Below are 21,010 nucleotides of genomic sequence, written 5' to 3' on the forward strand. Positions count from 1 at the left end.
TCCCTGCCATGCCCGGAGCATCGCAGGGATTTTTCATGTCTGTCTGCTGGAGAGCGGGACTGGGGTACTGCCAGCCCCGCGCGTGGTCGTAGTGCTTAGAAACGGACCTTCATGAACAGGGAGCCAGCATGGTCCTGATTACGACCAAACTGACCCTGGTAGTTCAAGCCAAAGGAGGTGCTTTTGCCGGCTTTCAGTTCAGCGCCCAATTCGGCGACAGCAGCATTTTTGGCGATAGGCGCGCCGCTGATGCGGAAGTTGTTGCCGGGCAGTGCGGCAAAGGCCAGTTCACGTTCGGGGGTGGTGTCGCCCAGGGCATGACGCCAGCCTAAACCGGCACTCAAGGACAGTGTGGTTTTGGACAGATCCAGTTCCGTGGTGCCACGCAGACCCAGCGTCACGGTGCTCAGGTTCTGGCGTTGCGAGTCTCCGCGCAAGGCTGCCTGACCACCCGATTCGCTAAAGGAGCCGTGACGCAACTGGTGCCAGTTCACGCTGGCGTATGGTTCTACGCTGGAGCGGGGGCTGACGGGCATGCGGTAACCCAGTTGGGCAAAGGCCTGGATGCTGTGCGCTTTGTAATCAGCCTTCAGCGTTTCGTATTGGTGAACGGAGAGAGAACGCTCGCTGTCCAGGCTATGGCGGGTGTAAGCACCACCTGCCAGTAGATTCAGACTACCCGAACCCATTTCCCAAGCTTGCGTTCCGTAAAGGGCGGCGCTGTAGCTGTTGCTGCGTGAGGTCTGACGGCGGTCATCCAGCTTGATGCGGTTTTCCAGGTAGCCCAGAGAGGCACCCATGCGCCAGCCTTGTTCGCCGATGGCGGTATCGCCACCCAGGAACAGGCCGCCCACTTTATGACGAACATCCTGGCTGTTGTCGTCACCGTCCAGATCGCGTTGTTGGTGAATCACTTCGGCCCATAGAACGGTGTCTTTGCCGTTTTTATTACGTGCGCCTGAGGCTTGTTTGCCTAAAGTGCGGGGCAAAAGATCCCCGTTGCTTAGCAGGGCGGAGGTCGTACCCGCATGGATTTGGCCTTGCAATTGCTCCATGTAGCCTGCGACCTGTCCGGACTGAGCATTGAGGACCGTGTCGTACAGTTCGGCCATGGTGACCGGCGGTTGATCCGAGCCGGTATCCAGCGCGTTGGCCACGGCTTTCTGGTTCCCCGTATTGGCAAAGGTGGCAAACGGCGTGTCATTGCGCTTGATCATCAAGGACAGGCTGGGGCCGTAGAGCAGCGTTGGCGACAGGAAAGCCATGTCATAAGTGATGTGACTGTACTGACCTGTCACACCATTAGCTGCATCCAGAAAGGAATAAGCCACATTCTGGCGGTAGGGGCCACCGGCCAGTTTCAGCGTGCCGTCGATATGGGCTGCACCGCCAACCACCAGACGATCTGTTGCGCCTGCGGGGCCCACTTCCAGTTCATGCACCGAACCGGCATGGGCGGTGTAGTCGCCGCTGACGGTCAAGGTGCCAACCGAATTACCTGGAGCCAGGGTGCCGTAGTTATCGACTTGAGCGATTGTACCGGCCCCCCCCAAGGTGCCTTCGCGTTCCACTGTGACCGCAGAAGCCAGCGTGCCATTAACGGCCAGGCGACCGCCGCTGATGGTGGTGTCACCGGTATAGCTGTTATTGCCCGTCAGCTCCAGGGAGCCGGAACCGCGCTTGTGCAGGCCGCCGGTGCCACTGATGTCATTGGCGAAGGTGGAGTTGTAGCCTAGCGTATCGACGTCGAACAGACGAGTAAATTGTGCTGGCCCTTGCACGGCCTTGCCCACATTCATCAGGCCCCAGCCAAAAATGCTGGGGTCTCCCAGAGGGGTGGCGGTGGTCAGCAAGGTTTGCTGCAGGTGATACGCCGTGAAGTAGGGAAAGGCTTCTTTAACTAACGCTGCCGCTCCGGCCACGTGTGGCGATGCCATGGAGGTGCCACTTTTATAAATATAGCCTCCATCCGAGTTGACGGAGTTAATGCCAGGGGCCCACTGCCCCCCTGGTGCGGTCAAACACCACTCGGCGGAAACACCACATTTATTGGCGTAGACGGCCAAGGAACCATCTTCCCCGACTGCCGTCACGGCCAGCCAGTTGTCTTTCAGTTCGGGAAACCAGTAGGGAGAGCCAGCCAGAAAATCAGGGTGGTCTTGAGACTCATTGCCGGTAGCAAATACCATCAGGGAGCCAGCCTGCGCACTGTTCTTGAAGGACTCAATGATCAGAGGTTGAGCCTCTAGGGCGCTTTGAGCTGAGCCATAGTCCACAATATGGCAGGGTGGGTTATAGGACCTTGAGCAGTCATTGAGCCCCAGACTGCTATTGATAATGGGCAGCTTGAACTGGGCGAGATAGTTCCAGCCATTAGAAAGCATTCGATCTTGAAAGGCCCTTATATCGTCTGGAGTCGGGGTAGTGTCGTCACCACCATCATCATCGTCGTCATCGTCATCAGTATTGATGCCGTAGGCAACCGCAAAAAGCTGGCTATTGAAGGCGACGCCGTGCATGCCTGCTTCGTCGCGTCTCGCACCAATGATTCCGGCAACATGGCTCCCGTGTCCGGCAGGGGGCTGAGTATCGACTCCTTGGCCATTGGCGTAGGGGGTATTGTTGGCAAAGTCAAAGCCCCCAGCAATGGCGCCGGCAAACTCAGGGTGATTTGCCTGAATGCCCGAGTCCAGATAACCGACCGTGACGCCTTTGCCGGTAAAGCCCAGCGAATAGGCTTTGGCTGCATTGATCATGTCCAGGCCGGGTTGACGCTTATATTCTTTGGTGTGCCATTGCTCCAGTGAGCTCTCGGAATCGGCATGGACGATGCCAGGTAAAGTCAGGCTTAACAAAGCCATCTGCACCAGCATAGAGGTGTTGCGTTTCTTGTTCGACATGTCTTATCTACTTGGATCTTCTAAGGAGGGTGGCCACTCGTTGTGAAAACCTGCCTTGGAGGTTCTCAAGGCATCTTCAATTTAACGGCATAGCCGTTTAAACCGGCAGTTATGGGCTGCTGTATTGTTGAGGTCGTGTTCTTGTGGGCCCCTGCCATGCACGCGCATCGCAGGGATTTTTGATGGCCGTCTGTTATGCCTGCCGCGGGATTGGCGGAACGCCAAGCCCGCCTCGGGGCCTTAAATCAGAAACGTACCTTCATGAATAGCGAGCCAGCATGGTCCTGATTGCGGCCAAACTGACCCTGGTAGTTCAGACCGAAGGATGTGCTCTTGCCGGCTTTCAGCTCTGCGCCCAATTCGGCCACAGCGGCGTTCTTGGCAATCGGCGCGCCGCTGATGCGGAAGTTGCTACCGGGCAAGGCGGCAAAGGCCAGTTCACGCTCGGGTGTGGTGTCACCCAGGGCATGACGCCAGCCTAAACCGGCGCTCAAGGACAGCGTGGTTTTGGACAAGTCCAGTTCCGTGGTGCCGCGCAGACCTAGCGTGACGGTGCTCAGATTCTGGCGCTGCGAGTCTCCGCGCAAGGCTGCCTGACCACCCGATTCGCTAAAGGAGCCGTGACGCAACTGATGCCAGTTCACGCTGGCATAGGGTTCCACGCTGGAGCGAGGGCTGACGGGCATGCGGTAGCCCAACTGGGCAAAGGCCTGGATGCTGTGCGCTTTGTAATCAGCCTTCAGTGTTTCGTATTGGTGAACAGAGATGGAACGCTCGCTGTCCAGGCTGTGGCGGGTATAAGCACCACCTGCCAGCAGACTCAGACTACCCGAACCCATTTCCCAGGCTTGCGTTCCGTACAGGGCGGCGCTGTAGCTGTTGCTGCGTGAGGTCTGACGGCGGTCATCCAGCTTGATGCGGTTTTCCAGGTAGCCCAGAGAGGCACCCATGCGCCAGCCTTGTTCGCCGATGGCGGTATCGCCACCCAGGAACAGGCCGCCCACTTTATGACGAACATCCTGGCTGTTGTCGTCACCGTCCAGATCGCGTTGTTGGTGAATCACTTCGGCCCATAGAACGGTGTCTTTGCCGTTTTTATTACGTGCGCCTGAGGCTTGTTTGCCTAAAGTGCGGGGCAAAAGATCCCCGTTGCTTAGCAGGGCGGAGGTCGTACCCGCATGGATTTGGCCTTGCAATTGCTCCATGTAGCCTGCGACCTGTCCGGACTGAGCATTGAGGACCGTGTCGTACAGTTCGGCCATGGTGACCGGCGGTTGATCCGAGCCGGTATCCAGCGCGTTGGCCACGGCTTTCTGGTTCCCCGTATTGGCAAAGGTGGCAAACGGCGTGTCATTGCGCTTGATCATCAAGGACAGGCTGGGGCCGTAGAGCAGCGTTGGCGACAGGAAGGCCATGTCATAAGTGATGTGACTGTACTGACCTGTCACACCATTAGCTGCATCCAGAAAGGAATAAGCCACATTCTGGCGGTAGGGGCCACCGGCCAGTTTCAGCGTGCCGTCGATATGGGCTGCACCGCCAACCACCAGACGATCTGTTGCGCCTGCGGGGCCCACTTCCAGTTCATGCACCGAACCGGCATGGGCGGTGTAGTCGCCGCTGACGGTCAAGGTGCCAACCGAATTACCTGGAGCCAGGGTGCCGTAGTTATCGACTTGAGCGACTGTACCGGCCCCCCCCAAGGTGCCTTCGCGTTCCACTGTGACCGCAGACGCCAGCGTGCCATTGACGGCCAGACGGCCCCCGCTGACGGTGGTGTCACCGGTATAGCTGTTATTGCCCGTCAGCTCCAGGGAGCCGGAACCGCGCTTGTGCAGGCCGCCGGTGCCACTGATGTCATTGGCGAAGGTGGAGTTGTAGCCTAGCGTGTCTACATCGAACAGGCGGGTGAATTGCCCGGGTCCTTGTACGGCCTTGCCTACATTCATCAGGCCCCAGCCAAAAACGCTGGGGTCGCCCAGGTCAGTGGCGGTGGTCAGCAAGGTCTGCTGCAGGTGATATGCCGTGAAGTAGGGGAAGGCTTCCTTCACTAGCGCAGCACCGCCCGCGACGTGGGGGGAGGCCATGGAGGTGCCGCTAAAGGCGACATAGCCGCCAGAGGATTGGACCGAATTAATCCCTGGATTGTCGTCACCACCGGGGGCGGCCAAACACCACTCGGCTGCTACGCCGCACTTGTTCGCATAGGAGGCTAAAGATCCATCCTCGCCCAGGGCTGTCACGGCCAGCCAGTTATCTTTTAGTTCAGGAAACCAGTAGGGGGAGCCTGCCAGCAGGTCAGGGTGGTCCTGCGATTCATTGCCGGTGGCAAAGACCATCAGGGAGCCTGCGTCTACGCTGTTGTGGAAAGCCTCGATCGCCAGTGGTTGCCAATCCAGTACGCCTTCAGGCGAGCCATAGTCCAGGACATTGCAAGGTGGTGGGGAACTGGCATCGTTGCAACCATTGACGCCCAGGCTGCTGTTGATGATGGGCAGTTTGAACTGTGCCAGATAGTTCCAGCCTCGGGAGGCAACGCGGTCAAATGCGGCGGCTTGTTCGCGTGGGTCCGGTTCATAAGGATCGTTGCCAAGCATGTCATCATCATCGTCTTCTCTCGCATCGTAGGCGACCGCAAAGAGCTGACTGTTGAAGGCGACACCGTGCATGCCTTTGCCGTCGCGACGTGCGCCAATAATGCCCGCAACGTGGCTGCCATGACCTGCTGGAGGATCGGCATCTATGCCTTGGCCGTTGGCATAGGGGGTATCCGTGTTGAAGTCAAAGCCACCCGCAATGGCACCCGCAAACTCCGGGTGTTTGGCTTCAATTCCCGAATCCAGATAGCCGACCGTCACGCCTTTGCCTGTAAAGCCCAGTGAGTAGGCTTTGGCCGCATTGATCATGTCCAGGCCAGGCTGGCGTTTGTATTCTTTAGTACGCCATTGCTCCAATGAGCTGTCTGCTTGCGCATGGGTAAGGCCAGGCAAAGTCAGACTTAGCAAGGCCATCTGCACCAGCACATAGGTGCTGCGTTTCTTGTTCGACATCTCTTCCTCTCCTGGGTGTTTTTCTCTGTGTGGCGGCAACGTGTTGCGAGGTCGTGTTGTCGAGTCCTTGCGTGCCATTTAACGTCGTAGCTGTTGAATCTTATAGCGGCCAAATTTACGTTTTGTCATGCTTGGCGTTTGAAACACACGAAAACGGACGAGTGCACCGGAAGGGCAAGGAGAAGGAGTGGCGATTTCTCTGGTCAGAAAGGCGTTTAATGAGTGATCTGTTTTCTTTGTCTGGAAATCAGTTGGTGACGCCTTTGTTGCAGAGTCTGCAACATTTTGGGTGCAGGCCGGGGCTTGTAAGGGGCGAAGGCTTACCTGTTTGTCGTGGTATTAAGGTGCTTTGACGTGGTGAAGGCTGGAGCACAGATCCAGCGCTTCCAAGGCTTGCTGCGATTGCGAACTCGGGGACTTCAACCGGCCACAGGCTCTGCCAGCAAGGCACGCACTAGCTCAGGTTTCAAGGTTCGTGCCGCCGCAAACCCGGCAATATGGCGCACCCTGACCAGATCCAGAGCGAAGAAATGAAAGTCCGTAAAGCTGCTTAGAAATTCCATATCGGGAAAACGGGCGGTATAGGCTCGTTTGGCCTGTTCCCAGTCGGGCTGCTCGCGCTCCAGTTTGCGGGCCTTCATTTGGAAGGTGACGCGGGGCAAGTCATGGACAGCATCCTGGCCATGCTCGCTTTGGCTGACCATCAGGCTGGCATCGGGACGTTGCAGCAAATAACGGGTGTGAGCCGCCATTTCGCTGATGTGGATGATGATGCTGGCTTGTTCGGGGCAGATCGCAAAAGGGACGCGAGAGACCACCGGCAAGCCCTGATTGCTGAGTGTGCCCAAAGACGCAGTGCGTTCGCTGCGGAGCAGGGCCTGCAGGCTGTTTAGCAATGGATCATCAACAGACATAAAGACACCTATTCTGAAAAAGCTTCCATACTGCGGTTGGGACTTCATTCGTCCCTAAGGGAGTTTCCTTGGGCTGCTCCGCAGAAAAATCTCCGCGCAGCCCCTTTGCTTTATTGCTATCCGAGTGGCGCTTCTGGGGGAGGGCCTGGCGATGAATAGCGATCACGCTGAGCTTTCTCCCCACCAAGGGGCATTTTTATCCTGGAGCAGTCCAGCGGTAAAAGATACTTGCTCACCCCTTACAAAACAGGCCGACATAAAGCCGGCCTGTTCAGGGGGAGTGATGCGTTTGGTTTACACCAGAACGCGCTCAATACCACCGTCGTTGGCACGGCGTACGTAGTCCGCCATCCAGTTCTCGCCCAGCATGTGCTTGGCCATTTCCACCACGATGTAATCCGCATCCATCTTGGTTTCGTCCTCGTAGCGGGACAAACCTTGCAGGCAGGACGGACAGGAGGTCAGCACTTTGACTTCGCCCTGGAAACCATCGGCACGGACGGTGTCCTGGTTCTTTTGCAGTTCTTCGTGCTTGCGGAAACGGATTTGCGTGGAAATATCCGGACGCGACACCGCCAGCGTGCCCGACTCGCCACAGCAGCGGTCGGCCTTGATGGTGCTGTCGCCCACCAGGGATTTGACCGTTTTCATGGGGTCTTGCAGCTTCATGGGGCTGTGGCAAGGGTCGTGGTACATGTAGCGCACGCCTTGCACGTCTTCCAGCTTCAAGCCTTTTTCCAGCAGGTATTCGTGGATGTCGATCAGGCGGCAGCCAGGGAAGATCTTGTCGAATTCATAGCCTGCCAGCTGGTCGTAACAGGTACCACAGCTGACCACCACGGTTTTGATATCCAGGTAGTTCAAGGTGGTGGCCATGCGGTGGAAAAGCACGCGGTTGTCGGTGATGATCTTCTCGGCCTTGTCGCTTTGACCGCTGCCGCGCTGCGGGTAGCCACAGCACAGGTAGCCAGGAGGCAGAACCGTCTGCACGCCGACATGCCAGAGCATGGCTTGAGTAGCCAGACCCACTTGCGAGAACAGACGCTCCGAACCACAGCCGGGGAAGTAGAACACGGCTTCCGAATCCACGGAGGTGGCTTCAGGGTTACGGATGATAGGTACGTAATCCGAGTTCTCGATATCCAGCAATTTACGGGCAGTCTGCTTGGGCAGGCCGCCGGGCATCTTGCGGTTGATGAAGTGGATGACCTGTTCGCGGATTGGTGCCTTGCCGATGGTGGCAGGGGGAGCGCTGACCTGTTTGCGAGCAGGGGCAGCCAGCAGATTGTGCACCGCACGCTGGGCCTTATAGCCCACTTCAATCATGGCGGTACGAGTGGCCTTGATGACGCGCGGGTCCTTGGCGTTCAGGAAGAACATGGCCGCAGCCGAGCCCGGATTGAAGGACTTCTTGCCCATGCGGTTCAGTAAGGAGCGCATTTCCATGGACACATCGCCAAAGTCGATGTCCACCGGACAGGGGTTGTAGCACTTGTGGCACAGGGTGCAGTGGTCGCCTACGTCTTCAAACTCTTCCCAATGCTTCAGGCTGATCCCGCGACGTGTTTGCTCTTCGTACAGGAAGGCTTCGATCAGCAGGGAAGTAGCCAGAATCTTGTTGCGGGGCGAGTACAGCAGGTTGGCGCGTGGCACGTGGGTGGCACAGACCGGTTTGCACTTGCCGCAACGCAAGCAATCCTTGATGGCATGGGAGATGGAGCCGATTTCGCTGCGTTGCATGATCAGCGATTCGTGACCCAGCAGGTTGAAGCTGGGGGTCCAGGCGCGGCTCAAGTCCGCACCGGGCATCAGCTTGCCAGCGTTGAAGTGGTTGTTCGGGTCCACTTCGCGCTTGTAGTTCTGGAAAGGCTCCAGCTCTTCTTGAGTCAGGAACTCGTACTTGGTCAAACCAATTCCGTGCTCACCGGAAATCACGCCGTCCAGACCGCGCGCAATTTGCATGATGCGGGCCACGGTGACATTGGCTTGCTGCAGCATGCCGTAGTCGTCCGAGTTCACGGGGATGTTGGTGTGTACGTTACCATCACCGGCGTGCATGTGCAGCGCCACAAACACACGGCTTTTCAGCACGCGGTCGTGAATGGCTTGCAGTTCGGTCAGTACGGCCGCGCAGTCGGCGCCGGGGAAAATATGTTCCAGGTTTTCGCGGATCTCGCTCTTCCAGGAGGTGCGGATCGTGTGATCTTGCAGCAGCTGGAAAATCGAGGTGTTCGGGTCTTCTTGCAGACGGGCCTCGATCGCGGCGCTGTCCAGCGGCACACCAATCTCGGCCAGCTCAGCCTGCGAGTCTTTCAGCGGCTTGTCCAGATTGTCCTGCAGCCACTGCCAGCGCTGGCGCACATCGCGCACGATTTGCAGGGCGTCGTGACGGCGCTCGTCCAGAATCTCTTCGCGGGTGTGCTCGGCGTCGTTGTGATCTTCGATCTTGCCCACGGGCAGATCGCCTTGCAGGAAGTTTTCCAGTTCACGGGTCAAGCGCAGCTTGTTGTCCGTGGACAGTTCAATATTGATGCGTTCGATTTCTTCGGTGTACTCACCCATGCGGCGCAGGGGGATCACCACGTCTTCGTTGATCTTGAAGGCGTTGGTATGGCGGGCAATGGCAGCGGTACGGGCACGGTCGGCCCAGAACTTCTTGCGGGCTTCGGCGCTGACGGCTACAAAGCCTTCACCGGAGCGGCCATTGGCCAGACGTACGACTTCTGAAGCGGCCGTTGCCACGGCATCGGGGTCGTCGCCCACGATGTCGCCAATCAGGACCATCTTGGGCAGACCATCGCGCTTGCTCTTGGTGGCATAGCCCACCGCGCGCAGATAGCGTTCGTCCAAGTGTTCCAGACCGGCCAGAATGGCGCCGATGCGCTTGCCTTCGCCGTTCAGGTAGTCAATGACTTCCACAATGGAGGGCACGGCCTGCTTGGCCTGGCCGAAAAACTCCATACAGACGGTGCGTGTATGCGCCGGCATGCGGTGCAGCACCCAGCGGGCCTGCGTGATCAGGCCGTCACAGCCTTCTTTCTGGATACCGGGCAAACCTGCAAGGAATTTGTCGGTAACGTCTTTACCCAGGCCTTCCTTGCGAAAGCGCCGACCCTCAATGTGCAGGGTTTCGCTGCGCAGCAACTGGGCACCAGGGGCGTAACGGCCATCAAACCATTTGACTTCAAAGTGGGCCATTTCCACGTCGTGGATCTTGCCCATATTGTGTTCAAGACGGGTCACTTCCAGCCAGTTTCCCTGGGCATCGACCATGCGCCACCAGGCGAGGTTATCCAGCGCAGTACCCCACAGCACGGCTTTCTTGCCGCCCGCGTTCATGGCGATATTGCCGCCCACACAGGAGGCATCGGCCGAGGTCGGGTCTACCGCAAACACGGCACCGGCGGCTTCGGCAGCGTCAGCCACACGACGGGTCACCACGCCAGCACCGGTCAGAATGGTGGTGACGGGCTCGGACATGCCGGGCAACGTGGTTTGTTCAGGCTTGCCAATGGCATCCAGCTTTTCGGTGTTGATGACAACCGAGCGCCAGCTAAGTGGAATGGCACCGCCGGTGTAACCGGTACCACCCCCACGCGGGATGATGGTCAGCTTCAGTTCGATACAGGCGCGCACCAGGGCGGCCATCTCGTTTTCGTGATCGGGGGTGAGCACGACAAAGGGATATTCCACACGCCAGTCGGTGGCGTCAGTGACGTGCGAGACGCGCGACAGGCCATCAAACTTGATGTTGTCCTTGGCGGTCAGGCGCGACAGGGAGCGCACAATTTTCTGGCGCAGCTCGCGGGTATCGGTAAATTCTTGTTCAAACGCGGCTACTGCACCCCGAGCAGCGTGCAACAGGCGCAGAACCTTGGCATCGCGATCGGGCACGGCGCTGTCGCGGCGCTGGTCAATCTCGTTCAAGCGATGGTTCAGGGCCTCGATCAGTTGATGCTGGCGCTTGGGATTGTCCAGCAGATCGTCCTGCAGATAGGGGTTGCGCTTGACGACCCAGATATCACCCAGCACTTCAAACAACATGCGTGCGGAGCGGCCGGTGCGGCGTTCGGAGCGGAGCTCGGACAGCTTTTCCCAGGCCTCTTCACCTAGCAGTCGCAGGATAATTTCCCGGTCTGAGTACGAAGTGTAGTTGTAGGGGATTTCACGCAGGCGCGGCGTGTCGTTGTTGCGTGCCTGGGCAGCCAGGTGCTTGCTTGCAATGGGGGCGTTCATGGCGATAGTTGGCAAGGCCCGTCAAGGGCGGCTCAGCGAGGAGCAGATAGGCAAAAGACAAGTGTATACGAATCGTAGCCGGGCTGCCCCCTTACTACAGGGCCAAGTCAGGGTTAAGGGGGTGTTTGCGGCCAGTTTGCTGCAAATTACCAACCCAATTTGGGGAAAATCCACAGCAGACCAGCGGTCATGGTGGTATAGCGCGCCAGTTTTCCCACCGCCATGTAAAACACGCTGGGCCAAAATGGCAGGCGTAGCCAACCGGCTACGGCACACAGGGGGTCGCCTACCACGGGTAGCCAGGACAAGAGCAGGGCGGGCGGTCCCATGCGGGTCAGCCAGCGCCGCCCCAGCTCGTGCCAGCGGCCTGCGGCCTTGTTCTTGGGAGTTGCGCCGTCTTCTGTGTGTTGCGGGTGCTTCTCGCGCCAGGCTTCGTAGGCTTTCTCGGCGCCCAGACCCATGGCATAGCTGATGGCCCCACCTGCCGTATTACCCACAGTGGCAACCAGCACGGCGGGCCAGAACATATGTGGAGCCAGATTGATATAGGCGAATACGGCGGGTTCCGAACCCAGGGGGAGCAGGGTAGCCGAGACCAGGCTGATGATGAAAATGGCGCTCAAGCCCACTTCGGGCAGAGATAGGGCGGCCAAGAGCCACGAAATAAGATCAGAGATCCAGGCTTGCATAAGTAATGTGGACGGGTTTTGTAGGGAGTAATGGACGCCAGTTAGGGCATCCGCCTATGGTATTCTGTTTTTCTTTTCCGGTGAGCGGTCTCAGGCAGGGGCCTGCGGCTGGCCTTGGTGGCAAAACCGGTTGTTACTAAAAGCTGAGTCATGTCGAACGATTACCTAAAGCGCATTCTGACCTCGAAAGTGTACGATGTTGCCATCGAAACACCACTTGAACCCGCTCCCCAGGTATCGGCACGAATTAGTAACACGGTCCTGCTCAAGCGCGAAGACTATCAGCCTGTTTTTAGCTTCAAGCTGCGCGGTGCCTATAACAAGATGGCCAATCTGTCGGCCGCAGAATTAAAACGGGGTGTATTGGCCGCTTCGGCGGGTAACCACGCGCAAGGCGTGGCCATGGCAGCGCGCAAGCTGGGTTGCCGTGCCGTTATCGTCATGCCAACCACCACCCCGCAAGTAAAAATTGATGGTGTACGTAATCTGGGCGGCGAAGTGGTCCTGGTGGGCGAGAGCTATTCGGATTCCTACCAGCACGCTCTGGAACTGCAAAAGAACGAAGGCCTGACCTTTGTGCACCCTTTTGACGATCCTGATGTGATCGCCGGGCAGGGCACGGTGGCCATGGAAATTCTGCAACAGCACCCCGGCCCGATTGAAGCGGTCTTTGTCGCGATTGGCGGCGGCGGTCTGGCGGCGGGCGTCGCCACTTACATCAAGTCCTTGCGTCCTGAAATCAAAGTAATCGGCGTGCAGACCGAAGACTCCTGTGCCATGGTGCGCAGTATCAAGGCCGGTCGTCGTGTGAATTTGTCGGACGTGGGCCTGTTCTCTGACGGGACTGCCGTCAAGCAGGTGGGCTCCGAAACTTTCCGTCTGGTGCGTCAGTATGTGGATGATTTTGTCATCGTGGATACGGATGCGATTTGTGCGGCTATCAAAGATGTGTTTCAGGACTCGCGTAGCGTGCTGGAACCGGCTGGTGCCTTGGCTTTGGCGGGTGCCAAGCGCTACGCTGCTCAAAACAAGCTCAAGAACAAGACCCTGATTGCGGTCACGTCCGGCGCGAACATGAACTTTGACCGTATGCGCATGGTGGCGGACCGTGCAGATGTGGGCCAGGCTCGTGAAGCTTTGTTTGCCTTGACGATCCCCGAGGCAAAAGGCAGCTTCCGCCGCCTGTGCGATGCCCTGGGCACCCGCTCGGTGACGGAGTTCAACTACCGCATGTCCAATCCTGAAAAGGCGCACGTCTTTGTGGGTATGTCGATTTCCTCCGAAGCGGAGATCGAAAAGCTGGAAGAGCGTTTCGTAAAGAAAGGCTTTGGCACTTTGAATCTGACGGGTAACGAGCTGGCCAAGACCCATGTGCGTCATATGGTGGGTGGGGTGTCCAGTCAGGCTACGGACGAAGTCCTGCTGCGGTTCGAGTTTCCAGAGCGTCCTGGTGCTTTGCGTAAATTCCTGTCCAGCATGAATCAGGACTGGAATATCAGCTTGTTCCATTACCGTAATCAGGGTGATGACTACGGTCGCATTCTGATCGGTATCCAGGTCCCGTCTTCCGATAAAAAGGAATTCAAGGCTTTCCTGGGCAATCTGGGCTACCCGCACTGGGACGAAACGGATAACCCGGCTTACAAGCTGTTTTTGTAAGTCTATGGAGGGCGCACGGCATTCGCTGTCTTGCCTCAGACCAAATGAAAACACCTCGCTTGGAAAAGCGAGGTGTTTTTTTATTGGGGCTTGAATGTGGTGGCTGTCGTTGGAGCCGTATTGAGCCTGGGAGCCAGGAGCAGTGGGTGTCTGCTCCTGAGTTCGTCATGGGGGATTGGTTCAAGCCGCCTTACTGCCTTTGCGGCCTGATGGGCCGTTTGGCCATACGAATGTGCGATAAGGCCAGATGCCCGTTAGTACGGTGGCGACTTAACAAGCTCTATGTCACACACTGTTTTAGAGCCTGCCGCAACGGCTCCAGGCTGTCATTCAGACGTGCGAAAGCCTGTTCCTGACGGGCAGCCAGTGCATGGGCCTGTTCTACCGTCACCACTTCAAAGCCCAGATTCTGACCGGGCAAACGCTGGGCAACTTGAGCCAGATCCACGCTGATGACTTGTCCGATGCGTGGATAGCCGCCTGTAGTTTGCCGGTCTGCCATCAACACAATGGGCTGGCCATCGTTGGGGACTTGAATCGTGCCAAAGCAGGTGGGGGCGGACAGCAGTTCTTTTGGCGACTTGCGCTGCAAGGGCTGGCCTTCCAGGCGATAGCCCATGCGCTCTGAGGCCGGGCTGATGCGGTAGCTTTGGCCTTGGAACAATTCCAGCGATTCGTCGGTAAACAAATCGGCCTGATCCAGCATGACGCGCAGGCGTTCCCGTGGAGCCAGGGCCAGGGCGGCGGGCATGTAAATGCGCAGCTCATCCAGCTCGGCTTGCAGACTGTTCAAGGTCGTTTCGTCATTGGGTAGTGGTCGAGCCAATGCGATCTGGTCGCCTTTCTTCAAGGCGCGGCCTTCAAAACCACCCAGGCCAACGCGCATGTGGGTGCTTTGACTGCCCAGCAGGGATTCGACCTGAAAACCGCCGTAAACAGACAGGTAGCTACGGGCACCTTGGCCGGGTTTGGCGGACTGCATCGTCAGGGCTTGTCCGGCACGTGCCAGAGTAGGGCGCAGGACTGCTACGGGTTGGCCGTCCAGGCTGGCATTCATATCTGCGCCGGTCAGGACAAACAGGGCAGCTTCGTCAAAGCGCAGGCTGGGGCCTTGTACGGTAATTTCCAGGCTGGCCAGATCCTGGTCGGTGGTATTGCCTGCTAGCAAATGGGCCAGTCTGTGGGCGCGTTCATCCATGGCACCGCTGGGCGAAACCCCCAGGTGCTGGTGTCCATAACGGCCTCGGTCTTGCAGGCTGCTCATCATGCCTGGTTTGAGGATATGCACCGTCATGCGGGTGTCCAGTGATCAAACTGCTCGTGAGGCAGAGGCACAAAGCGCACTTGGTCGCCGGGGGCGAGCAGGGCGGCGGGCGAGCGCCGGGCATCAAACAAATTAACTGGCGAGCGGCCAATAAGATGCCAACCGCCGGGGGATTCGTTGGGGTAAATAATGGTTTGCTGGTTCGCAATGGCGACCGAGCCTTTGGGCAGCACAGTGCGTGGTGTGGCGCGGCGCGGCACATTCAGTTGCTCGGGCAAGATGCCCATATAGGGAGCGCCGGGGGCAAAGCCCACCATGAATACCAGTTGCACCTGGCTGCTGTGCAGTTCGATGACTTGTTCCTGGCTTAGCCCCAATTGCTCGGCAATGGCAGGCAGGTCCGGACCGAAGAGGCCGCCGTAGCACACGGGAACATCTACCAGTGCGCCGGGAGCGGCCTGGTCCTGGCTGGCATCCAGCTCGGCCAGGGCTTGGTGAACATAGTCGTGCAAACGAGCAAGCTGGTCGCTGCTGCCATCCGGGTAAAAGTGGATGGCGACTGCGGTAAAGCTGGGGACCAGATCACGGACACAGGCGGGGGCGTGGTCGCGCAGCAAGCGGGCGGCGCGAGTACAGCGCAAACCGGTGTCCAGAGAAAGCGGGCCGCTGAACTGCACTAGCAGACAGCGGTCGCCTTGCTCGTTAAGTTGCCAGGATTTGTGCATCTTTATTTGGCGAAAAGCGAATCCAGGCTATTGAAGGCCTTGAACTCCAGGGCGTTGCCCGAAGGGTCCATGAAGAACATGGTGGCCTGTTCGCCGGGCTCGCCCTTGAAACGGATATAAGGTTCGATAACGAATTTGGTGCCAGCGGCAACCAGCTTGTCAGCCAGGGTCTGCCAGGTGGGCATGTCCAGCACGACGCCAAAGTGGCGTACGGGCACATTATGGGCATCCACCGCGCTGGTGGCGTTGCTACCACACTCTGAAGGGGCCAGATGAGCCACGATCTGGTGGCCGTAGAAGTTGAAGTCAATCCACTGATCCGAGGATCGGCCTTCGGGACAGCCCAGTGTCTGTCCGTAGAACTGGCGTGCAACGGCCAGATCATGGACCGGAAAAGCCAGGTGGAAAGGGCGCAGCTCGTTGGTATGGGACATGCTTGGCTCCTGTGCGGCATAAGGCCGCCAACGTGGTCTTCAGAGCCGTTTATTGTAGGGCCAATATGGCCCCACATGTTCTAGCTGTCCTGGAGTCGAACCCGGCTCTTGGGGAAACGCAACATAAACACGCTGCCCACACCCAGACGGCTCTGGATTTGCAGGTCGGCGTTATGTCGCACGATGATGTGTTTGGTGATGGCCAGGCCCAGACCCGTACCGCCGGTGGAGCGGGAACGGCCCTTGTCTACGCGGTAAAAGCGTTCGGTCAGGCGGGGAATATCCTGGGCGGCAATACCGATGCCCGTGTCTTGCACCGAATAACAGGCCTCGCCATTGTCATTCAGATACCAGCGCACGGTGATGGTGCCATCCTTGGGGGTATAGCGCACCGCGTTGGTAATCAGGTTGGAGACAGCCGAGCTCAGTTCGGTTTCCATGCCCTGAATGGCAATGCGAGGGTCCAGCTCTGTGACAAAGCTGTGCTGGCCGCCAGAAATAGCCTCGCCTTGTTTCAGCGCGCTTTCAATCAACTGGCTGACCTGTACCGTCTCCCCTTCCACTGTGGGTGAGGATTCCAGCGTGGATAAGGTCAGCAAGTCGGACACAATCGACTGCATGTGGCGAGTCTGCTCCAGCATCATCTGCTCGTAGCGTTGACGCTGTTCCAAAGGCAAGCTTTCGGGCGGCATGTCCTGCAGGGTTTCCAGAAAACCCAGCAAGACGGTAAGCGGTGTGCGCAGTTCATGGGAGACATTGGCCACAAAGTCCTTGCGGGTAGTCTCCAGCATTTCCACCTGGGTGACATCACGCGTCACGATCAGGAACTGGCCCAGGCCATAAGGGGTTAATTGCAGCAGCAAGGAGCGCTCACGTCCGTCTTTGCTCAGATGCAGCAGCAAAGGGCCATCCCATTGAGGCTGACGGGCGTAACGAGAAAACTCGGGTTCGCGCAGGATATTGAAGATGCTGTGATGGCGGTCCGTGGCCAGATTCAGGCCTATGTGCTCACAGGCGGTCTGATTGCACCATTGCAGTTCCATCTCCCCATTCAGGGTAATGGCACCGTCGGGCAGGGCCTCGGCGGCCATCATGATGCCGTCTACGTAACGATTCAGATCCTGAATTTCCTGGCGATCACGGCGCAGTTGGCGGTAGATGGGAGCCAGAATGGCGTCCCAGGGGCCAACTGCGGGGGGCGGAGGATCATTCAGGTTGCGGGTCCAGCGTTCAACGCGGGAAAGCTGCAGGGTGCTGATGACAACCAGCAATAACAGGCCACCACAAAACAAGGCCAGACCGGTGAATGGCCCTAGCCACCAGCCGATCAAGCTGCCCAACAGGGCCCAGATAACAATAGACGTAAATATGCTGAACATGGGATCAGGCGGTCGGCGCCTTTTCCAGTGGGGAAAGGGCAAAACGATAGCCCGAGCCACGAATCGTTTCAATATGTTTGTCGTGTCCGCTAGGCTCCAGCGCCTTGCGCAAGCGACGAATGTGCACGTCTACCGTACGTTCTTCTACAAATACATGGTCGCCCCACACCTGGTCCAGCAACTGGGAGCGGGTGAATACGCGCTCGGTGTGTGTCATGAAAAAATGCAGCAGACGGAACTCGGTAGGCCCGATGGTCAGCGCCATGCCCTGGCTGGACAGACGGTGCGTGCTGGGGTCCAGCTGCAGGGTGCCGATGGAGATCACATCGTCAGTTAGCTGGGGAGCGCGGCGGCGCAATACGGCCTTGATGCGGGCAATCAGTTCTTTGGGCGAGAAAGGCTTGGTGATGTAATCGTCCGCACCGGCTTCCAGGCCATCGACCTTGTCCTGTTCCGAGCCTTTGGCGGTCAGCATGATGACCGGAATATGACGGGTACGTTCGTCCGAGCGCAGTTTGCGGGCCAGATTGATGCCCGAGGAGCCGGGCAGCATCCAGTCCACCAGAATCAAATCAGGCAGTTCCGCGCGAATGAGGATCTGGGCTTGTTCGGCATCGAAGGCGCGCAGCACTTTATGGCCGGCAAAAGACAGATTGACAGAGATCAGTTCCTGGATCGCAGGCTCATCTTCCACGACTAATATGCTTGTACTCATTGTTAGCTTCAGACTGGTCCGATAAAAAATAATAGAGGGTCAGGCTGGCTGTCTGTATTGTGCTTGGGCGCGGGGCCTGCTGTTGTCATCAGGCGGCTCAAGGGCAATACGGCAGGCGCTTCAAATCCCTGACTGCACGTAATAGCGCCATCATATGGCGTTAATGTTTCAGGTTTGTGAATGTGTAAAAAAGGGGAGCGCTCAGCGAGCCGGATTTTCGTTTCTGTACCGGGAAATCTGCGTTACGATTATGCACTATGGAAAAACAGCGTCCTCAAACCTCCTCCGCCCAGAACGCCGATACGCACTTCGGTTTTCAAACCGTGGCCGAAAACGAAAAAGCGGGCAAAGTAGCCCAGGTTTTTCATTCGGTGGCTAACAACTACGACATTATGAACGATCTGATGTCGGGCGGCCTGCACCGTATCTGGAAAGCCTTCACGATTGGTCGCGCAGCAGTGCGTCCCGGCATGAAAGTGCTGGATATTGCCGCGGGTACGGGTGATTTGACCAAGACTTTTGCGCGTCAGGCCGGTGCGGACGGCGAGGTCTGGCATACCGATATCAATAGCTCCATGCTGCGCGTGGGTCGTGATCGTTTGCAGGACAAGGGCATCATCACGCCCGTTACGGTCTGTGATGCCGAGCACCTGCCTTTCCCTGACGGCTATTTTGATCGCGTCTCGGTGGCCTTTGGCTTGCGCAATATGACGCACAAGGATCGCGCACTGGCTGAAATGAAGCGGGTGTTGCGTCCGGGCGGCAAATTGCTGGTGCTGGAGTTTTCCCGCGTGGCCAAGCCTTTGCAGGCCCCGTATGACTGGTATTCCTTCAATATCCTGCCCCGTATTGGCAAGTTTGTTGCCAAGGACGAGGAAAGCTACCGCTATCTGGCTGAATCCATTCGCATGCACCCCGATCAGGAAACTCTGGCCGACATGATGCGCGAAGTGGGCCTGGAGCGCGTGCAGTATTTCAATCTGACAGCCGGCGTAGCCGCGCTGCACGAAGGCATCCGCCTGGATTGATGCCAGGCGTTCTCTCTCTATATACAGCGGCACCTTCTGGTGCCGTTCGTTTTTTGTCTGTAATGAACGGTAAAAAAAACATGGTGCATGAGAACTTGTCATGTTAATGTTCAGCTTATCGTAAGTTTTCTTGAATAATCGACTGGGATGGCATGGCCGGGGGCGTCAAAACCCTGTGTGTTAAGCGCTTGTTCTGGTCAGGAGTTTGTGACTATGTCTGGACGGCTTTCTCGTTATTTCATGGCCGCTGTATTGGCTTTTAGCACCGGCGCCTTGCTGACCGTTTCTTATGATGCGGAAGCACGACGCATGGGTGGTGGCTCCAGTTTTGGCCGCCAATCCTCCAACATTACCAGCAACCGCTCGGCAGCGACGCCTCCTGCTGCAGCGAATAACGCGACTCGCTCGGCTACGCCTGCTGCGGGTGCCGCTGCTGCCGGTACGGCTGCGGCTGGTACCGCTGCCAAGTCGGGCATGTCCCGCTTCCTGGGCCCGATCGCCGGTATCGCCGCTGGTCTGGGTATTGCCGCCTTGCTGTCCAGCATGGGTCTGGGCGGTGCTTTCCTGGAAATGATGTCCAGCCTCTTGTTGATCGGTCTGGTGGTCTTCGCCGTTCTGTTCATCGTGCGTCGTCTGCGTGGCTCGGCTGCTCGTCCTGCCATGCAACAAGCCGGTGGTCAGTCCATGATGCGCAATGCTGATCCTGCTACTAGCCCATGGAAGCAGCCCCAAGCTGCGCCAGCACCTATGCCTGCTGCCGCTCCAGCTGCTCAGCCCGCTGCTGCCGCCGCTGTTCCAGCGCCGCCAGTAGACGAGAGCTGGTTCATCCCCGGTGATTTCGACACGCCTACGTTCCTTGCCAATGCCAAGACCCAGTTCGTGGAAATCCAGAAGCTGTGGGACAAGGGCGACGTGGAACAACTGCGTACCTTCCTGACCGACGACCTGCTCAAGGAAGCCGCTCCTCAAATCGCTCAGCGCCAAGGCGAGAACGTGACTCAAGTGGTACTGCTCAATGCAGAGCTGCTGGGTATCGAAAAAGTAGCCGACGGCCACCTGGCCAGCGTGCGCTACTCCGGTATGCTGCGTGAAGAAGTGGGTGCAGAGGCTTTCCGCTTTGAGGAAGTCTGGAATCTGTTCAAGGCCGACGGCGCAGGCTGGCTGCTGGCTGGTATTCAGCAGATCCCGGTTGACCCCAACGCTTGATCTTTACCTATACAGACAGCCGCCTTCTTACCCAGGCGGCTGTTCTGTTATGAGCGCTCCCGTTTCGCTGTGATCCCATCTGCCCGTGTTCCTGCCGCCCTGTACATCCGGCCGTGTCTGTGTCGGGTTAAACTGGCTGTTTTAATTGGACTGGTTTACTTGCCCCGGCAGTAGACTTGCATGGACATGCTTGGTATCCCTTCATTCCTAGAACCTGGCGCCGTGGGCGTGCGTTTGCTCAATGCCTTGCTTGATCGCGAGGATTGGGCGCGTGAGCGTTTGCGCAGCCATGCAGGTAAAACCGTGTCGCTGATTGTGGGCCGTTTGCAACTGGTCTACACCATCAGCTCTCAAGGAAAGCTGGAGCAGGGCCATCCTGCCGTCGTGCCGGATGTCACGTTGACACTGCCTCAGGACAAGCTACCTGAACTGCCACAAATTCTTCAAGACGGTGATTTCAGCCGTGTCGCCCAGTTAATGCATGTGCAAGGCGAGGCTGGGCTGGCCAATCTGGTGTCGGACCTGGCGGCCAATCTGCGCTGGGATGCCGAGCATGATCTGGCCAAAATTGTGGGTGATGTCATGGCGGTGCGTCTGTTCAGCGGGGCGCGCCGGGCCGTTTCCGGTTTGCGGGATCTGGGCCAGCGTTTGGCAGGCAATGCCAGCGAATACTTGACTGAAGAAAGTGCTTTACTGGTTACCCGCCCCGAACTGGAACGGATGCGCGAGCAATCGGCTGGTTTGGTCCAACGTCTGGACGAACTGGACCAGCGTTTGAAGCGTCTTGACGCGCGTCGGCGGGAGTCCTGAG

At 58.0% G+C, this 21,010-nt stretch carries 14 protein-coding genes; 4 read left to right on the forward strand and 10 right to left on the reverse strand.

From position 1 onward, the window contains the following. Positions 1-95: 95 nt before the first annotated feature. The 5 genes from MID00_RS10405 to MID00_RS10425 all read right to left on the reverse strand — a co-directional run bounded on the left by MID00_RS10405 (position 96) and on the right by MID00_RS10425 (position 11,789). A complete protein-coding gene (locus tag MID00_RS10405; RefSeq protein ID WP_254498792.1) occupies positions 96-2,900 on the reverse strand; it encodes an autotransporter domain-containing protein in 2,805 nt (934 codons plus the stop codon). A 245-nt stretch (positions 2,901-3,145) separates the two neighbouring features. Continuing rightward, positions 3,146-5,950: an autotransporter domain-containing protein gene (locus tag MID00_RS10410; RefSeq protein WP_254498793.1), complete on the reverse strand. Its 2,805-nt coding sequence runs from the start codon at positions 5,948-5,950 to the stop codon at positions 3,146-3,148. A gap of 419 nt (positions 5,951-6,369) precedes the next feature. Beyond that, entirely contained in the window at positions 6,370-6,864 is a 495-nt protein-coding gene (locus MID00_RS10415; RefSeq protein WP_238441735.1) for a HugZ family protein, read from the reverse strand. A gap of 294 nt (positions 6,865-7,158) precedes the next feature. Further along, positions 7,159-11,100 carry a DUF3683 domain-containing protein gene (locus MID00_RS10420; RefSeq protein WP_250756168.1) on the reverse strand — a complete coding sequence of 1,314 codons (3,942 nt, stop codon included), beginning with the start codon at positions 11,098-11,100 and terminating at the stop codon, positions 7,159-7,161. Between the two features lie 146 nt (positions 11,101-11,246). Beyond that, entirely contained in the window at positions 11,247-11,789 is a 543-nt protein-coding gene (locus MID00_RS10425; RefSeq protein WP_022983641.1) for a YqaA family protein, read from the reverse strand. A 150-nt stretch (positions 11,790-11,939) separates the two neighbouring features. Between MID00_RS10425 and ilvA the strand changes: the two genes are divergently transcribed. Beyond that, the gene (gene ilvA, locus MID00_RS10430) at positions 11,940-13,448 is read left to right on the forward strand and encodes a threonine ammonia-lyase, biosynthetic (protein WP_009458682.1); all 1,509 of its coding nucleotides are present in this window, start codon (positions 11,940-11,942) and stop codon (positions 13,446-13,448) included. Positions 13,449-13,728: 280 nt separating this feature from the next. On the opposite strand, the gene MID00_RS10435 is transcribed toward ilvA, so the two are convergent. From MID00_RS10435 to phoB, 5 genes are all read right to left on the reverse strand, one after another. Beyond that, positions 13,729-14,742: a biotin-dependent carboxyltransferase family protein gene (locus tag MID00_RS10435; protein ID WP_009458684.1), complete on the reverse strand. Its 1,014-nt coding sequence runs from the start codon at positions 14,740-14,742 to the stop codon at positions 13,729-13,731. Beyond that, the gene (gene pxpB / locus MID00_RS10440) at positions 14,739-15,437 is read right to left on the reverse strand and encodes a 5-oxoprolinase subunit PxpB (RefSeq protein ID WP_083054717.1); all 699 of its coding nucleotides are present in this window, start codon (positions 15,435-15,437) and stop codon (positions 14,739-14,741) included. The genes MID00_RS10435 and pxpB overlap by 4 nt, the downstream gene beginning before the upstream one ends. A 2-nt stretch (positions 15,438-15,439) precedes the next feature. Then, complete coding sequence (locus MID00_RS10445; RefSeq protein WP_022983640.1) at positions 15,440-15,871, reverse strand: VOC family protein; 432 nt, start codon at positions 15,869-15,871, stop codon at positions 15,440-15,442. A gap of 80 nt (positions 15,872-15,951) precedes the next feature. Further along, complete coding sequence (phoR, locus tag MID00_RS10450; protein WP_060185332.1) at positions 15,952-17,250, reverse strand: phosphate regulon sensor histidine kinase PhoR; 1,299 nt, start codon at positions 17,248-17,250, stop codon at positions 15,952-15,954. 4 nt (positions 17,251-17,254) lie between these two features. Further along, entirely contained in the window at positions 17,255-17,965 is a 711-nt protein-coding gene (phoB, locus tag MID00_RS10455) for a phosphate regulon transcriptional regulator PhoB (RefSeq protein WP_250756166.1), read from the reverse strand. Positions 17,966-18,222: 257 nt separating this feature from the next. Here phoB and ubiE point away from each other — a divergent pair, with 257 nt between their 5' ends. The 3 genes from ubiE (at position 18,223) to MID00_RS10470 (ending at position 21,009) form a co-directional block, all read left to right on the forward strand. Next, a complete protein-coding gene (gene ubiE, locus MID00_RS10460; protein ID WP_026484476.1) occupies positions 18,223-18,993 on the forward strand; it encodes a bifunctional demethylmenaquinone methyltransferase/2-methoxy-6-polyprenyl-1,4-benzoquinol methylase UbiE in 771 nt (256 codons plus the stop codon). A 213-nt stretch (positions 18,994-19,206) separates the two neighbouring features. After that, on the forward strand, positions 19,207-20,199 hold the full coding sequence (locus tag MID00_RS10465) for a Tim44 domain-containing protein (protein WP_254498794.1): 993 nt from the start codon (positions 19,207-19,209) through the stop codon (positions 20,197-20,199). 180 nt (positions 20,200-20,379) lie between these two features. Then, positions 20,380-21,009, forward strand: a complete 630-nt coding sequence (locus MID00_RS10470; RefSeq protein WP_009458697.1) for an SCP2 domain-containing protein — start codon at positions 20,380-20,382, stop codon at positions 21,007-21,009. Position 21,010 lies beyond the last annotated feature (1 nt).

Origin of the sequence: Alcaligenes sp. NLF5-7, from assembly GCF_024266725.1 — a bacterium.
GTDB classification, from domain to species: Bacteria; Pseudomonadota; Gammaproteobacteria; order Burkholderiales; family Burkholderiaceae_B; genus Alcaligenes; species Alcaligenes phenolicus.

Bases quoted from the DNA above. Each gene is read 5' to 3' on its own strand.
- MID00_RS10405 (WP_254498792.1), bottom strand. From the start codon at position 2,900: ATGTCGAACAAGAAACGCAACACCTCTATGCTGGTGCAGATGGCTTTG.
- MID00_RS10410 (WP_254498793.1), bottom strand. From the start codon at position 5,950: ATGTCGAACAAGAAACGCAGCACCTATGTGCTGGTGCAGATGGCCTTG.
- MID00_RS10415 (WP_238441735.1), bottom strand. From the start codon at position 6,864: ATGTCTGTTGATGATCCATTGCTAAACAGCCTGCAGGCCCTGCTCCGC.
- MID00_RS10420 (WP_250756168.1), bottom strand. From the start codon at position 11,100: ATGAACGCCCCCATTGCAAGCAAGCACCTGGCTGCCCAGGCACGCAAC.
- MID00_RS10425 (WP_022983641.1), bottom strand. From the start codon at position 11,789: ATGCAAGCCTGGATCTCTGATCTTATTTCGTGGCTCTTGGCCGCCCTA.
- ilvA (WP_009458682.1), top strand. From the start codon at position 11,940: ATGTCGAACGATTACCTAAAGCGCATTCTGACCTCGAAAGTGTACGAT.
- MID00_RS10435 (WP_009458684.1), bottom strand. From the start codon at position 14,742: ATGACGGTGCATATCCTCAAACCAGGCATGATGAGCAGCCTGCAAGAC.
- pxpB (WP_083054717.1), bottom strand. From the start codon at position 15,437: ATGCACAAATCCTGGCAACTTAACGAGCAAGGCGACCGCTGTCTGCTA.
- MID00_RS10445 (WP_022983640.1), bottom strand. From the start codon at position 15,871: ATGTCCCATACCAACGAGCTGCGCCCTTTCCACCTGGCTTTTCCGGTC.
- phoR (WP_060185332.1), bottom strand. From the start codon at position 17,250: ATGTTCAGCATATTTACGTCTATTGTTATCTGGGCCCTGTTGGGCAGC.
- phoB (WP_250756166.1), bottom strand. From the start codon at position 17,965: ATGAGTACAAGCATATTAGTCGTGGAAGATGAGCCTGCGATCCAGGAA.
- ubiE (WP_026484476.1), top strand. From the start codon at position 18,223: ATGGAAAAACAGCGTCCTCAAACCTCCTCCGCCCAGAACGCCGATACG.
- MID00_RS10465 (WP_254498794.1), top strand. From the start codon at position 19,207: ATGTCTGGACGGCTTTCTCGTTATTTCATGGCCGCTGTATTGGCTTTT.
- MID00_RS10470 (WP_009458697.1), top strand. From the start codon at position 20,380: ATGGACATGCTTGGTATCCCTTCATTCCTAGAACCTGGCGCCGTGGGC.